This window comes from Limnohabitans rimovensis (SeqCode) (assembly GCF_965234775.1).
GTDB lineage: Bacteria > Pseudomonadota > Gammaproteobacteria > Burkholderiales > Burkholderiaceae_C > Limnohabitans > Limnohabitans rimovensis.
In genome coordinates this window covers 1-14,908 of the sequence record NZ_OZ248564.1, presented here as the reverse complement: position 1 = coordinate 14,908, position 14,908 = coordinate 1, and the positions used below count along the sequence as shown (strand labels likewise).

At 61.3% G+C, this 14,908-nt stretch carries 14 protein-coding genes; 10 read left to right on the top strand and 4 right to left on the bottom strand.

All coding sequences use genetic code 11. The features are described 5' to 3' along the window. Positions 1 to 2 precede the first annotated feature (2 nt). The 9 genes from AC8GFZ_RS08635 to AC8GFZ_RS08595 all read left to right on the top strand — a co-directional run bounded on the left by AC8GFZ_RS08635 (position 3) and on the right by AC8GFZ_RS08595 (position 7,113). Positions 3 to 878: a branched-chain amino acid ABC transporter permease gene (locus AC8GFZ_RS08635; protein WP_506644422.1), complete on the top strand. Its 876-nt coding sequence runs from the start codon at positions 3 to 5 to the stop codon at positions 876 to 878. Beyond that, positions 875 to 1,858, top strand: a complete 984-nt coding sequence (locus tag AC8GFZ_RS08630) for a branched-chain amino acid ABC transporter permease (RefSeq protein ID WP_506644420.1) — start codon at positions 875 to 877, stop codon at positions 1,856 to 1,858. The genes AC8GFZ_RS08635 and AC8GFZ_RS08630 overlap by 4 nt, the downstream gene beginning before the upstream one ends. Beyond that, positions 1,855 to 2,601, top strand: coding sequence for an ABC transporter ATP-binding protein (locus tag AC8GFZ_RS08625; protein WP_506644418.1), 747 nt, complete (start codon positions 1,855 to 1,857; stop codon positions 2,599 to 2,601). The genes AC8GFZ_RS08630 and AC8GFZ_RS08625 overlap by 4 nt, the downstream gene beginning before the upstream one ends. Position 2,602: 1 nt before the next feature. Further along, the gene (locus tag AC8GFZ_RS08620) at positions 2,603 to 3,352 is read left to right on the top strand and encodes an ABC transporter ATP-binding protein (protein WP_506644416.1); all 750 of its coding nucleotides are present in this window, start codon (positions 2,603 to 2,605) and stop codon (positions 3,350 to 3,352) included. Between the two features lie 94 nt (positions 3,353 to 3,446). Next, positions 3,447 to 3,833: a hypothetical protein gene (locus tag AC8GFZ_RS08615; RefSeq protein ID WP_506644414.1), complete on the top strand. Its 387-nt coding sequence runs from the start codon at positions 3,447 to 3,449 to the stop codon at positions 3,831 to 3,833. 129 nt (positions 3,834 to 3,962) lie between these two features. Further along, positions 3,963 to 4,535 (top strand): ZrgA family zinc uptake protein, encoded by a 573-nt coding sequence (locus AC8GFZ_RS08610; protein ID WP_506644412.1) that lies wholly within the window; start codon positions 3,963 to 3,965, stop codon positions 4,533 to 4,535. Between the two features lie 6 nt (positions 4,536 to 4,541). Further along, on the top strand, positions 4,542 to 5,225 hold the full coding sequence (locus AC8GFZ_RS08605) for an ABC transporter ATP-binding protein (protein ID WP_506644410.1): 684 nt from the start codon (positions 4,542 to 4,544) through the stop codon (positions 5,223 to 5,225). Next, complete coding sequence (locus tag AC8GFZ_RS08600; protein ID WP_506644408.1) at positions 5,222 to 6,511, top strand: ABC transporter permease; 1,290 nt, start codon at positions 5,222 to 5,224, stop codon at positions 6,509 to 6,511. Before AC8GFZ_RS08605 ends, AC8GFZ_RS08600 begins: the two co-directional genes overlap by 4 nt. A 20-nt stretch (positions 6,512 to 6,531) precedes the next feature. Then, on the top strand, positions 6,532 to 7,113 hold the full coding sequence (locus tag AC8GFZ_RS08595; protein ID WP_506644406.1) for a DUF3299 domain-containing protein: 582 nt from the start codon (positions 6,532 to 6,534) through the stop codon (positions 7,111 to 7,113). 30 nt (positions 7,114 to 7,143) lie between these two features. Here AC8GFZ_RS08595 and AC8GFZ_RS08590 read toward each other — a convergent pair whose 3' ends face one another. The 4 genes from AC8GFZ_RS08590 to AC8GFZ_RS08575 form a co-directional block, all read right to left on the bottom strand. Further along, positions 7,144 to 8,382, bottom strand: coding sequence for a benzoate/H(+) symporter BenE family transporter (locus tag AC8GFZ_RS08590; protein ID WP_506644404.1), 1,239 nt, complete (start codon positions 8,380 to 8,382; stop codon positions 7,144 to 7,146). An 87-nt stretch (positions 8,383 to 8,469) separates the two neighbouring features. Beyond that, entirely contained in the window at positions 8,470 to 9,780 is a 1,311-nt protein-coding gene (locus tag AC8GFZ_RS08585; protein ID WP_506644402.1) for a Y-family DNA polymerase, read from the bottom strand. A 3-nt stretch (positions 9,781 to 9,783) separates the two neighbouring features. After that, positions 9,784 to 10,860, bottom strand: a complete 1,077-nt coding sequence (locus AC8GFZ_RS08580; RefSeq protein ID WP_506644400.1) for an endonuclease — start codon at positions 10,858 to 10,860, stop codon at positions 9,784 to 9,786. Between the two features lie 3 nt (positions 10,861 to 10,863). Further along, positions 10,864 to 11,397, bottom strand: a complete 534-nt coding sequence (locus tag AC8GFZ_RS08575) for a LexA family protein (protein WP_506644398.1) — start codon at positions 11,395 to 11,397, stop codon at positions 10,864 to 10,866. A gap of 257 nt (positions 11,398 to 11,654) precedes the next feature. Between AC8GFZ_RS08575 and AC8GFZ_RS08570 the strand changes: the two genes are divergently transcribed. Next, on the top strand, positions 11,655 to 14,908 hold a 3,254-nt coding region (locus AC8GFZ_RS08570), incomplete at its 3' end, for a flagellin N-terminal helical domain-containing protein (protein ID WP_506644396.1).

The window sequence follows — 14,908 nt, the reverse complement described above, 5'->3', positions numbered from 1 at the left end:
GCATGACCGATTTTCTTCAACTGTTGTTCAGTGGCATGGCCACCGGTTGCATTTATGCCTTGGCCGCACTGGGGTTCACCTTGCTGTGGCAGGCCTCGGGCACCATCAACTTTGCCCAGGGCGAGTTTGTGATGTTGCCGGCCTTTGTGATGGTCATCATGCTGCACCAAGGCTTGCCGCTGACGCTGGCTTTCTTGCTGGCCTGCGGTGTGGCGGTGCTGCTGCTGGGTTGGTTGTTCAAGCGTGGCTTGGTCGACCCTTTGTTCAAGCACGGCATGATGCCAATTGTGGTGGCCACGATTGGTTTGTCGATCGCCATGCGCAATGGGGTGCGCGCCGGCTACAGCTCAGAGCCGCAACCCTTTCCCCAGGTGTTTCCAGATGTGGTGCTGAATGTGGCGGGGGTGAATGTGTCGGGCTCGGACATGGGCACCTTTGTCTTCGCGCTGTGTTTGGTGTTGCTGACCCAGGCCTTTCTCAACCGCACGGTGACCGGGCGCGCCATGCAGGCGGTGGCGCAAAACACCGAAAGCGCGGCGGTGCTGGGCATCAACGTGCCGCGGATGATCTTCTACACCTTTGCCATCAACGCGGTGTTGGCGGCGGCGGCGGCCCTGTTGGTCACGCCCACTTATTTGGCCAAATTCGACATGGGCGAGAGCCTGGGCACCAAGGCATTTTTCGCCGCCATCATTGGGGGCTTCAACAATTCGCGTGGCGCACTGCTGGGCGGCTTGTTGGTGGGGGTGAGTGAGAACCTGGCTGCGGCCTACATCTCATCGGCCTACAAGGACGCGGTGGCTTTGGTGATTTTCATGGTGGTGATTTTGTTCAAACCCCAAGGCTTGCTCGGGCGCAAAGAGGAGCGCAAGGTATGAAAAAAATCCATGTGGGGCTGGGCTTGGCCATCTTGGTGGCGCTGGTGGTGGCCCCAGCCTTCTTTAAAAACTACGGCATTCATTTGTTCACCACCTGGTTGGTGTTCATCATCGCCACCATGGGCTTGAACCTGACGGTGGGCTATGCCGGTCAAAAGTCGCTCGGTCATGCGGCTTTTTTTGGCATTGGGGCTTACACGGTGGCGATATTTCTCAAAGCGGGCCTGAGCTTTTGGTGGGCCTTGCCCACCGGTGCGCTGTTGTGTTTTGTCGTGGGCCTCATCGTGGGTTTTCCGGCGTTGCGGGTGCAAACCATTTACCTGGCGTTTGCCACCTTGGGCTTCAACACCGCGCTGTGGTTGGTCATGCGCAATGAAGAGTGGCTCACGGGGGGCACGTTTGGCATCAACAACATCGCCCGCCCCAGCGTGTTCGGCTGGAGCTTGGACGGCAATTTGGCCTATTACCGGTTTGTGTTGGTCATGGCGCTGCTGCTGGGCTTGTTGTTGTGGGGCCTGCTGCGCTCGCCCTGGGGCAAGGCCTTCACCGCGCTGCGCGACAACCCCATCCGCGCGGAAAGTTTGGGCGTGGACACCCGCGCCTACACCCTGATGAGCTTTGCCATTGGCGCGGCTTACGCGGGCATGGCCGGTGGTTTGTACGCGTCCCAGGTGCAGTTCATTGACCCGGCCTTGTTCACCGTGGGCGCGTCCATCATGATGTACCTGATGGTGGTGGTCGGTGGCCCCGGTTACTTTTTGGGGCCGATTTTGGGCTCGGCGGTCGGTGTCATCTTGCCCGAATGGCTGCGCTTTGCCCAGGGCTGGTACCTGATGGTGTTTGGCTCGGCGGTGGTGCTGCTGATGATTTGGCTGCCCGATGGCTTGCTCAGCATCCCCGACCGCTGGCGCGCGCGCAGGCAGTCGCGCTGGGCCTCTGAACAGCGCCGCCAAGCCGCACACAGCGGGGGTGTGGCATGAACCCGCCCGTGTTGAAAGTCACCCAACTGAAAAAAGCCTACGGCGCCATCCAAGCGGTGGGCGGCGTGTCGTTTGAGGTGCAGCCGGGTGAAATATTTGGCGTCATTGGCCCCAATGGCTCGGGCAAAACCACCTTGTTCAACAGCATGCTGGGGCAAATCAGTCCCGATGAAGGGCGCATTGAACTGCGTGGCCAAGACGTCACTGGCTTGGGCCCCTTGGCCTTGAGCCGGCTGGGGGTGGGTCGCACTTTCCAAACCTTGCAGGTGTTTGGCAAGATGAGCGTGCGCGACAACCTGATCGTGGCCGCCCAAGAGCACCGGGGTTCCATGGCCAGCCGCTTGTTCGCGCCCAGCGACTCCGATTTGGGTGACAAGGCCGACGCCTTGCTGGCGCAGTTTCGGCTGACCCATGTGGCCCACCAAAAAGCCGGTGAACTCAGTTACGGCCAACAAAAACTGGCGGACATCGCCATGGCCTTCATGAGCGAGCCCGCTTTGGTCTTGCTCGACGAGCCTTGTGCGGGCGTGAATCCGGCCTTGGTGGGCGGTATCTCTAGGTTGCTCAAGCAACTCAACCAAGAGCGCCAAGGCTCGTTCGTGGTGATTGAGCACAACATGGAGTTCGTCATGGGCCTGTGCCACCGCATCATGGTGATGGTCGAAGGACAAGTGCTGGCCATCGGTACCCCCGATGAAATCCGTGCCAACAAACAGGTGCTCGACGCCTATCTGGGGAATTGAGATGAGCGACCCCCACAACACCTGCATCGAGTTTGACGATGTGGTCTCGGGCTACAAGGATTTCATGATCCTCAACAACCTGTCGTTCAAGGCGCGCCGGGGTGCCATCACCTTGCTGATGGGCCCCAATGGGGCGGGCAAATCCACGGTGCTCAAAACCTTGTTTGGCTTGCTCAAACCGCGCCAAGGGCGGGTGCTGCTCAACGGCCAAGACATCAGCGGCGCGAGCCAAAAAGACCTGCTGGCCCAAGGCATCGCCTTTGTGCCACAGGGGCGCAACCTGTTTGGGCAACTCAGCGTGTTTGAGAATCTGGAGTTGGGCGGCATCACCTTGGGGCTCAAGACCACCCATGCGCGCATTCCCGAGGTGCTGGACTTTTTCCCGCGCGTGAAAGAACGCTTGCATTCGCGCGCCGCGTCATTGTCGGGTGGCGAGCAAAAGCAGTTGGAAATTGGCCGCGCCTTGCTGCTGCGTCCCCAGGTGTTGCTGATCGACGAGCCCTCCATTGGTTTGTCGCCGCTGGTGGTGCAAGACGTGTTCAAACTGCTGCAACGCTTGGCCGCCCAAGGCACCACGGTGCTGATGGTCGAGCAAAACGTCAAAAGTGCGCTCAAATATGCGCACGACGCCATTGCCTTGGAGTCGGGGCGATTGGTGCTGCATAAACCCGCCAGCGAGATTTTGGCCGACCCCCACATGGAGCGTTTGTTCTTGGGTGGGGCCCATGCCGTGGCAGACCCGACACCCTAAGGGACAACCCGAGCCTGTCATCTTTGGCAAGTCCTGCCGCGTTGTGAGTACCAGGCAAAGTCCATTGCCTGCGTGTTCACTGCAAGGGGTTGTCATGAAAGCACATTTCGCCGCCGTTCTCACCGCTGCCACATTGGCTTGCGCCATCCCAGCGCAAGCCCAAACCGTGGTCACCCAAATCAGCTACCGATCTGGCGGGGCGGGGTGGCACCACGGAGGGCACCATGGATGGCACCACGGGTGGCGCAATGGTGGGCACCACGGTCATGGCCACAGTTATGGGCGTTGGGCGGGGCCTTTGCTGGGCGCTGCCGTGATTGGTGGCTTGGTGTATGCCACCCGGCCCCAGGTTTATGCCGAACCCGTCTATATCAATGCACCTCCCACGCCGCCCCGTGTGGCTTACTTTTGCAGCGCCTACCAGCAGTATTACCCCAGCGTGGCCACTTGCCCGGTGCCTTGGCAAATGGTCTCTTACTGAGCCATTGAGCACTTCGCCCCGCGTCTGTGTGGGGGCACCGTTTTGCCAGGCAACGCTGCGCTGGCGCCTGCCAGGATAATCCTCGCTTTCATCAGCATGCCCCGCTTGGGGCTGTGCATGCGAGGGCCTATGAACACCGACAAGAAGCAAACCACGAGACTCTTCAACGCTTGGGCGCGGGGCACAGGTGTCACTGTGCTTGGCTGGGGCCTGGCGCTCAGCGCCATCGGCCAGGGCAAGCCAGCGGCCCACAACCATGGCCACGGCCATGCACATGGGGTGGCCCATTTGCAATTGGTGTGGGATGGCCAACGCTTGCGGGGTGATTTGGAGGTGCCCATGGAGAGCTTGCTCGGGCACGAGTACCTGCCGCGTTCAACCGCCCAAAAAAATGCCATGGTCCAGTTGCAGCAAGGGTTGGCCGACCCGGCTTATGTCATGGTGCCTACCCCTGCGGCCCAGTGCGTGGCTGCCGAGGTCAAGGCCAGCTCGACCATGTTTGAAGGCCGTGACAACGGTGGGCACAGCAGTTTGCTGTATCAATTTGCATTTCAGTGCGCCCAGCCCCAGGCTTTGCGCGACGCGGACTTGGCGCTGATGCGCAAGCACCCGCGCCTGAAAGAGGTTGCGGTGGAAATGGCATTGCCCACGGGGCAGCGCGCCGTGCGGGTCAAGGCTGCTCAACCGCGCTTGGTTTGGTGAGCCCAAATGTGGGCTTTGCGCTTGCAACAACTCCAGCACCGCTGGCCGGCGCAAAGCCATGGCTTGCGCGTGGGCCATTTGGAGCTGGCGCAGGCCCAGCACTTGTTCATTCAAGGCCCCAGTGGTTGTGGCAAAACGACGTTGTTGTCGGTACTTGCGGGGGTGCTGTCGGTGCAAAGCGGTCGCTGCGAGGTGCTGGGCCAAGACCTGGCGAGTTTGTCGCCGCGCCAGCGCGACCATTGGCGCGGCGCCCATGTGGGTGTGATTTTTCAACAATTCAATTTGATCCCTTATTTGGATGTGTGGGCCAATGTGATGCTGCCCACTCGCTTGTTTGCCAGCCGCGAACAAGCTGCACGGCGGCATTGGGGCAGCGCCGCTGCCCAGGCGGGGCATGTGTTGGCGGCCTTGGGTTTGCACTCCGACCATTGGCACCAAGCGGTACACACCTTGTCGGTGGGCCAGCAGCAGCGGGTGGCGGCTGCGCGCGCCTTGATGGGGCACCCGCCCTTGATCATTGCCGACGAACCCACTTCGGCCTTGGACGAGGACAACAAGGACGAGTTCATTCGATTGCTGATGGACCAGGCGCAGGCCCAAGGGGCCAGCGTGGTCTTGGTCAGCCACGATGCGCGCTTGGCCAGCCACTTTGACCAGGTGCACACCCTGACAGCATGGGGTGTGCCATGAGCCTGTGGTGGAGTCTGGCATGGCGCAGCGCATGGTCGCGCCGGCATGCGCTGGCCATGGTGGCGCTGTCGGTGTCGGTGTCGGTGCTGATTTTGTTGGGGGTGCAGCAATTGCGCCACGATGCGCGCCAGAGTTTCACCCAGGCCCTCAGCGGTGTGGATTTGATTGTTGGCCCACGCGGCAGCGCCAGCGAATTGATGCTCTACAGCGTGTTCCAGGTGGGGCGGCCGAGCCGCAACATGGCGCACGAGGCCTATGTGGCATTGCGCGCCTTGCCCCAGGTGCGCTGGGCAGTGCCGGTTCAGTTGGGCGATACCTACCGGGGCTTTCCGGTATTGGGCACCACGCCCGAGTTGTTTGAAGTGTTTCAAACCCAGGGTGCGCGCTTGCAGTGGGCCCAAGGCCGGCCCTTTGCCGACCCCCAGGCCGATGCAGGTGCGGTGGTCGAAGCGGTGTTGGGTGCCCAAGTGGCCGCGCGCCACGGCTTGTCTGTGGGTGACCGTTTGGTGCTGACCCATGGCCGCTCGGATGGTTTGGCCCCCGATCACGCCGATCAACCTTTCACCGTGGTGGGCGTGCTCCAAGCCACGGGGGCGCCCATTGATCGCAATGTCATCATCTCTTTGCAAGGCTTTGAAGCCTTGCACCAGGGCATGGGCGCGCCTGGCCTGCCCTGGCTGGGGGGTGTGGGGGCAGCACCCACGGTGGCCGAACGTGCGGCCCTGGTGCCGCGCGAACTCACGGCGGTGTGGGTGGGCTTGCATGCACGCACCGAGGTGTTTTCGGCGCGCAGGGGCATCGAGCGTTTGCCCCAGGACAGCTTGATGGCGGTGTTGCCAGGGGTGGCTTTGGACGAGTTGTGGCAAGTGGTCAAATTGGCCGAAAACGCTTTGTTGGCCATTGGTGTGTTGGTGGCTGTCAGTGGCATGCTCAGCGTGGCGGCGGTGTTGATGGTGGGTTTATCCGCGCGGCGCAAAGAGCTGGCGGTGCTGCGCGCCTTGGGGGCCACGCCCTTGGCCTTGTTGGGTTTGGTGTGGTTGGAGGCCTTGGGCGTTTGTCTGCTGGGCATGCTGGGCGGTTTGCTCTTGCACGGGCTCGGGCTGTGGGCACTGCAAGACTTGCTGCGCACCGAGTTGGGTATTGCGGTGCAATGGGGCTGGCCCACGGCTGAAGTGGCTTGGAGCCTGGCGGGATTGGTGCTGGCAGCATGGTTGGCGGCCAGCGTACCGGCGCTGCGCGCCTACCGTTTGTCTTTGGTGGATGGCTTGCACCCACCCACGGTTTGATGGTGACGAAAGTATTGCGCATGAAGTTTTCAAAAATTGGGTTTTGGCGCGCCTGCGTGGCTGGCTTGCTGGGCATCTTGGCGGTGGGCGCTGCGGCGCAAACACCCGGCTACAGCTTGTTGGATTGGAACGATTTGATGCCCGAGAAGTGGGTCAAAGACATTCGCGCTGACATGGCCTCCATGAACAAGCTCGCCTATTTACAAGACACCAGCGAAGAGGCCAATCAGGCCATGGAAAAATTGCGCAAGAGGTTTGACAACGCGCCCTTGGTCAGCAGTTTGTTTCAGCGCAAAGTGCGTTTGCCGGGTTATGTGGTCCCGCTCGATGCCGACCGCTCCAACCGGCGCGAATTTTTGATCGTCCCCTATTGGGGCGCTTGTATCCACACCCCACCCCCGCCGGCCAATCAAATTGTGCTGGTGCGGCCCATGCCCGGCAGCAAAGTGCGCAAGGTGCCCGAGTCGATGGACGTGGTGTGGATCGAGGGCGAGCTCAAAGAGGGCCGCGTCAGCACCAGCGCGGGGGTGAGTGGCTATTTGCTCGAAGCGGTCAACATGTACCCCTACGTGGCCCCGGCCCCAAGCAATCCCAAACGCTGAGGTCACAGCCCATCTGGGCTAGGGCTAGGGCTAGGGCTTGGGGGTGTCTGTCGCGTGGGCAAAGTCGGCGGCTTCCAGCAAGCGCGCCACCGCATAACCAGCGACCAAACCCCAAAACGCCGCGCCGATGTTGAACAGCGCAATGTCGGCCACCGTCACCAGCAAGCTGACCAGCGCACCCAGGGTGAATTTGCCCGCACCAAACGAGGCCACAAAGGCCGCTTGCAGCACGCGCAGCATGGCCAAGCCCGCCAGCACCATGATGAAAGCTGGCGGCGCGGCCAGCATCCAGCCGGTGAAGGTCGGCGCCATCAACCCAAAAGCCAAAGCCAAGGCACCAAACACCAGGGCGGCCGTGTAGTGCTGGTGCCGTGGGCCGGATGAAGACAGCATGGCATTGGTGGGGCCGGTCAGGCAACTGCTCACCGCGCCAAACACCGCGCTGACGCCTGAGCCCAGACCGCAGGCCACGGCGATGGCATTGACCGGTGGCGCATGACCGGCGGTTTTGAGCACCGCCACCCCTTGCCCGTTTTGCACCACCAGCACGGTGATGGCCAGCGGCACCACCAATTCCAGCAGCGCGGCCCATGACCACACCGGCGCGGTCACCAGCGGCTGCGCCCATTGCCACACAGCCAGGTTGGTGTTGCCCCAGCGATCACCCAGCGCCATGGCCAACACGCCCACCAACAAGGCGCCGATCACCGGGGGCATCTTGCGCCCCCAGCTGGGCAGCGCCGAGAGCGTGATGAAGGCCAGCACCATGGGCGCGGCGATGGCGACATCGCTGCCCAAGGCGCGCACCAAATCCAGCCCAAAGCGCAAAAACACCCCCGCCACCATGCCCATCACGATGGGCATGGGCAAGACCGACATCACCCGCTTGACCCAACCGCTCAGGCCGAGCAGCGCGATCAAGGCACTGGTCACATAAAACGCGCCAATCACTTCGCCAAAGCTCAGGTGCTGCAAGGCCGGGCCCACCAGCACCGTGCCGGGAATGGTCCAGCCAAAGGCCAGCGGTGTGCGGTAGTGCCAGCTCATCGCCAAGCTGAGCAAGCCGTTGATGAAGAACACCGCAAACACCCAAGATGCCAGCTCAGCCGGCGACAAGCCGCCGCGGGTGCCGACCGACAAAATCACCGCCACGGGTCCGGTGGCGGCGAAGATGAAACCGATCAAGCCATTGGCCAGCGGCGTGGTGCCAAAGTCGGCCCAGGTGCGGGGTGCCGGGTTGGGGGCAGGGCGTTCGAGGTGGTGCAGCAAAGGGTGGCCTGTGTCAAAAGGGGGTGGGCCACAGCATAACAAGCCTGGGCCGGCGCGTGGGATCAGCTGGCACAGAGCCAGACCGCCCTAGGCGCGCGCCCAGGGCAGGTCGCTCCAGCGGGTGGTGTACTGCGGCGACAAGCGCTCTTGGCGCATGGCCCAGCGCCGCGGCCCATCGCTCGCGCCGGTGCTGCCCAGGTGCACCGTGCCGCGGCCAAAGCGATCGTTGAGTTGGTCGAAAGCTTGCATCAAGCGGCCTTGGGGGCCGCTGTGGGCTGGTTCGGTTGCGGCGTCGAAGTCGAGCTCGCCTTGCCCGTGGGTGTCGGGCATCAGGTCGAGCAACATCACGCCGGCCTTGCTCAGCGCAAAACCCGGCTCGTAAATGTGTGCCACACCGGCGAGCGCGGCCTGCACCAAGGTGCGTGTGTCGGCGCTGGGGCGGTGCAAACTGACGGTGGTGCTGCGCGCAAAGCGCGGGCCGGGGCGAAACGCCGAGGTGTGGGCAAACACCAGCAACTGCCCGGCCACGCTGTGCTGGCTGCGCAGTTTTTCGGCGGCGCGGCTGGCGAACTCGCTCACCGCTTCATTGAGCAGCGCGAGTGTGGTCACCGCTTGGCCAAAGCTGCGGGTGCAGGCAATTTGTTGTTTCGGCGGCGGCGCTTGCTCCAAGCCGATGCAGGGCTCGCCTTGCAGTTCACGCACGGTGCGCTCGAGCACCACGCCCCAGCGTTGGCGCACTTGGGCGGTGGGTAAGCGGGCCAAGTCGAGCACGGTGTGCACCCCCAACTCGCGCAGTTGGCGCCCGATTTGGCGGCCCACGCCCCACACCTCACCGACCTCGGTGGCGGCCATGACCGCGTCCATGTCCGAGGCAGGCAGTGGTGCGAAGTTACACACCGTGGCCAAGTCGCTGGGGTAGCTGCCAGGCTTGCGCTCGGCGGTTTTGGCCACGTGGTTGGCCAGCTTGGCCAGGGTTTTGGTGGGGCCGATGCCAATGCCGCACGGCAGGCCGCTGTAGCGCCAAATGCGCTCGCGCACCGCACGCGCCCGGGCGCCCAAGTCGCCACCCACGCCGTGCAGGCCGATGAAGGACTCGTCGATGCTGTAAATCTCTTGGGTCGGCCCGAGCTCGGCGGCCAAGGCCATCATGCGATCGCTCATGTCGCCATACAGCGCAAAGTTGGCCGACAGCCCCACCAGGCCCGCGTCGCGCTGCCAGTGTCGGATTTGGAACCACGGCGCGCCCATCTTGATGCCCAAGGCCTTGGCCTCGTTGCTGCGCGCAATCGCGCAGCCATCGTTGTTGGACAGCACCACCACCGGTTGCAGGTGCAAGCGCGGTTGGAACACCCGCTCGCAGCTGACGTAAAAATTGTTGCCGTCGACCAACGCAAACATGGCTCAGCCCACCGCTTGCACAGCCACGCCGCCACCGAGCAGCGGTTTGACCAAAATTTTGTAGGTGTCCAAATCGAAGCGCGCCGATGTGGCCGACGCCGCCGGCACGGTCGGCGCCGAAGCCGAAGCCGAAGCGGGTGTGGGTGTGGCCCCATGGGGCGTTGGCTGCACCACGGCCTGGGGCGCGTCGGGTGGCCGGCCTTGGCGCGTGTGGCTGCCCAGGTAGCACCAGTTGTGCACCCGGTGCGCTTGCACCCAGTCGCCATCGCGCTCGATGATGTCCACCGCCCCCGGGTAGGGCCAGCGTTGCACCTGTTGCGCCAGCAAAGCGCTGAACAAACGCGCGTGGTGGGCGACGCTGGGCTCGTCGCCCGTGCACACCCCGTCGCACTGGCGCAATTGGCGGCCAAAGCAGCCTCGGCGCAGGGGCTTTTCCAGGCCGAGCGCCACCAGGCACAGGCGGTGGTCGGCCGCCAGGGCGCGCAAATCTTCTTGTGCGGCGCGGCGCGATGCGTACAGCCCGTACAAGTCGCTGGTGTGGGCAAAGTCGCGCCGGGTCGAATCCACCAATTGCGGCGGCTGCCCCGTGCTGGCCCCATCGGCATGGAGCTGCCAAGCCACCAAGCTGCGGCTGCGGCGCAGTCGGATGTTGTAGAGCGGCATGTGCTGTTTGACCCACTGCGCCTCCAACAGCAAAGCGCCGATTTCGCCAGCCGTGCGGTAGGTATCCACACGCCGGCTTTGGGCCAACATGGCGGCCTCGTCGGCGCTGCGCAAATGGCTCAGCACCCGCGCGCGCAGGTTCACGCTCTTGCCGATGTACAAGGGCAAGGCCCCCTCACCACGAAACACATACACGCCACAGCCGCGCGGCAACGCAGCCAGGTTGTCGGGGGCAATGCCGTGGGGCAGCGCTGCGCCTTCGGGTGTGGACTCGCTGGGGGGTGCTGTGTCGGCGGGCAGGGCAGCAGGCGGCAACGCGCCCGCCGGCAGGTGTGTGGCAAGCGCCTGGTTGGGCGCGCTGTGCGCGGGCGACGTCGCAGGCAAAGTCGCAAACGGGGTGATGGGTCGGCGCGCCATGGTTCAGGTCAGCTTGTGCAGGTTAAAAGTCACCACGCCCCAAATGCTCAACTCTTGGTCGGGTTGAAACACCAGCGCCGGGTAAATGGGGTTCTCGGCCAACAGTTTCACCACCCCGGCGCGCCGGTACAAGCGCTTGACGGTGAACTCTTGGTTCACCACCGCCAGCACGATGTGGTGGTGGCGTGCGTCGAGTGAGCGGTCAATCACCAAGGTGTCGCCATCGTAAATGCCCGCGCCCGTCATCGAGTCGCCGCGCACCCGAAACAAAAACGTCGCTTCGCGGTTGCGCACCAAATGGTCGTTGAGGTCGATGCGCTTGTGGCTGTGGTCCGCCGCCGGTGACGGAAACCCGGCCCGCACCGTGGCATTGAAAAACGCCAGCGGCTGGGGTGCGCCCGGTAGCGACAAGGCGGCCAAGGCGCGTGCGTTCAGGGGTTGGGGGGTGTGGTGGCACGGCAGCCCACTGGCCATGCTCAGACCGGCAGGTGATGGAGCTGTGGAGTGGGTCAGGGCCAAAGGGAGCGGGGCAGACATACCGGGATAATACTGTATGTAAAAACAGTTATTTGGGTTTTGTTAAATCAGTCAAAAGCCCGGGCAGGCTCACCGAGAGATAGGACGGAGCAGGGGGCAAGCTGATTTCAGCCTTTGTAAGGGTATGGCTGACAGTTGCGCGCGAAACTTGCCATATTTTTGACAAAAGCATGTTTTATATTAATACTTAAAAATTAAATATCACCGTCAGAAATGGAATGAATATTGCCTAAATATATTTATTAGATCAGCACCTCATGGCAGTCATCAATACCAACGTCAAGGCATTGTTCTCGCAGGCGGCGCTCAAATTGACCGAGCGCAACCAGCAAGTCTCGATGCAGCAGTTGTCGACCGGCAAGCGCATCAACTCGTCACGCGACGATGCGGCGGGTATGGCCATTGCCACACGCATGACCCAGCAAGTGCGCAGCTTGAACCAAGCGGTGCGCAACGCAGGCGATGCGATCACCTTGATTCAAACCGCTGAGGGCGCGACCAACGAGATCACCGACATGCTGCAACGCATGCGGGAGTTGGCCATCCAAGCCTCCAACGACACCAACAACAACGAGCAGCGCAGCTACTTGGACCTGGAATTCCAGCAGCTGAAAAAGCAAATCGTTCAAATCGCCGACAACACCGAGTGGAACGGTTTCCCCGTGCTGAACGGCAGCACCGGCGAGCGCGTGGGCATCAAACCGGTCTACAAAACCACCTCTGAGCCCATGAGCGCCGAAGATGTCAGGGTCCGCACCCATTTGGCCTCGACTAATTCTCAAACGGTCACCGGCACGCTCACTGAGCATGCCGTGGTGAACTTCACACCGCTGTTACAAGGGCGTTCTATCACCGTTGCTGGGCTGACTTACACGGCCAGTTCTAACAACACAGCCACAGAAGTAGCAGCTGCATTTTCTAACCTTGCACAGGGTATATCTGCCAGTCAATTGATCGCCACCAAAGGCACTTTTGCAGGGAGTCTGAGCGGCTTTTCTTCCCAACTGGCATCCGGAGCGAATGTTGAATTTGTAAGTGCCACGCCCGACAGCAACGTCACTGACCTATCGGTGGTTGTCACAGGGACGCCACCCCCGGTGGTGACCATACAAGGTTCTGCCTCGACGACCGAGTCTTCGGGCATCACATTTGATCCGCTGGTGACAGGCCAATCCGTGACAGTGGCAGGCTTGACCTACACAGCCACCGTCGACAACACAGCCGCAGATGTCGCGCGCGCTTTTGCCAATATCGCACCGAACACATTGGCTGCCTCCATTCCAGCCAGCCAAACCGTCAAAGGTAACTTCACGGGGTCCTTGGTGGGTTTTGGCAGCGACCCAACAACCGCCATTCCCAATATTCAAACCAACCAAACATCGACCTATATTGAGTTTTTTGACAGCACCCGATCCGGTGAAGCCATTACTCTTGCCAGCGATACCTCTGCAAACATCAGCAGTGGCGTGATATCCATCGTGGGCGGCAACATGTATTTGGGCGATGGAACCAGCGCCAATGTGATCGGACAAGTCGACGCCACGTACAACGGCTCCTCTGGGGTGATGCGGTTTAATTACGTTCGCACCTTTCAGAATACGAATTTTGATGTGGGTACAGCAGGCAGCAGCGTCATTGATGGGTGGAGCGTCACCAATAGCCGAATCAAATTAGATGGCACATCTAACTTGGGCGGGTATCCCACGATCGTTGATACAACGAGCGCTAATGGTGGCTTAGAGGCATCTTCGGTCAGCTCGCAAACTTATACAACCACCATGTCAACTGAAAACTCAACTGGAGGAGGTTTGTCAGTCCGGTTGAACTCAAATTTGTCCGGAGTGGCCAATACTCCCGCTGGACAAGGTGGTGTTGTGCATGGCCCAGCAATTATTAGTAACAGTTCGGTAACCCTTGGGCCAGGGGATACCGTGAGTTTTGATTGGAAAGCGCTTGGGTCTGCGGATTCATATGATGTTGCCTCATATTTGCTGAATATCCAAAATGGCAATACTGAAATCATGCTCAATCAAACTGGACCCAGCAGGCAACTTCCGCCAATCGGTGGACCAACAAATCCAGCATTTTTAATGACATCTTGGCAAACCAACACCTATACAGTACAAACCGCAGGCACGTATAAATTTGTATTTATAGGTGGAACATGGGATTCAAATACCGGAACTGCAGCAGGGGCGAGCCTCTATGTTGACAACATCCAGATCTCCGCAGTGAATCCCATGAACTTCAGTGTTCCTCAGATTCAAAGCATCAAATCCAAATTGACATTCAGCCAAAACGAACTGGCTGTGGGAAAGGTTCGGTTCACCAGCCCCACCACCAACGCCAATGTCGGTGATTTAACGGTGACATCTACGTTTGTGGCACCGAGTGTCACCACGGTGGACGGCAAAGGCCCTGATCCAAAGGGCGTCACAGAAAATCCCACCCTGACTTTTCCTGCGATGAGCAAGGGCCAAACCATCACGGTGGCAGGCTTGACCTATACCGCAACCGTCGCCAACAGTGGCGCCGAAGTGGCTGCAGCGTTTGCCAATATCAGCAGTGGCGCCACCACCGGCGCCAGCACCAAGGGCACTTACAGCGGCACTTTGGCCGCATTCAGCTCTGGTCCCAAAACCGCCAGCAGCGATGTGACCTTTACCAGCACCACCCGCTTCACCAATGTGATCGACATCGCTGTCTCCAGCGGCACCACCGTCGCTGGTGGCACGATCGCCCTCGCACCCACCGTCTCTACGCCTCCGGCCCAACAAGGCGCAGCGGGTGGCGGCATCGTTTTGGGCGGTGCAGGTGCATTTACCAAATCGGGCTCCTTGTCGGTTGTGGCGGGCGGTGCTTCAACGCTGAACTCGGCCACTTTCACCTTGGATGATGGGCAAATTTTGGATTTGAATGTGAACAACGCCGTCACCATTTCGGCGGGTGTGGTGAGTATTGACCAGACTGCACTCGAGCGCGCGGGTATCCACATCTTGTCCGGTGGCAATGTGGCATTAAGTCAATTCACCCGCACGGGGTCTCCCGCAGCCTTCGCCTCCGGCGACGTGGTGGGCTTGACGGTTCGCCGCGACCTGCCTGATCTGGAGCAGATGTACGCCAGCGATGTGATCATCAACGGCATCCCCATTGGTGCATCCCGCGAGGCTGACGACATCGTGTCGCCACAAAGCGGCAACCAAATTGCCTCTGCGATTGCCAAGGCCGCGGCCATCAACGCCAAAGCCCCCGCCACCGGCGTGCAAGCCACCGTCAACCCCACCCTCATGACGGGTGCGGCCATGAGCGGCACCGGCCAGGCACGCGGCACCTTGAACATCAACGGTTTCACCACCCCGATGATCAACACCGTGCTGGACAACCCCCGCGACTCGCGCATTGCCGCGGTCAACGCGATCAACTTCATCTCGGCCCAAACCGGCATCCGCGCCATCGACTCGCTGATTGACAGCAAGGGCATCATCTTGGTGGCCGACGATGGGCGCAACAT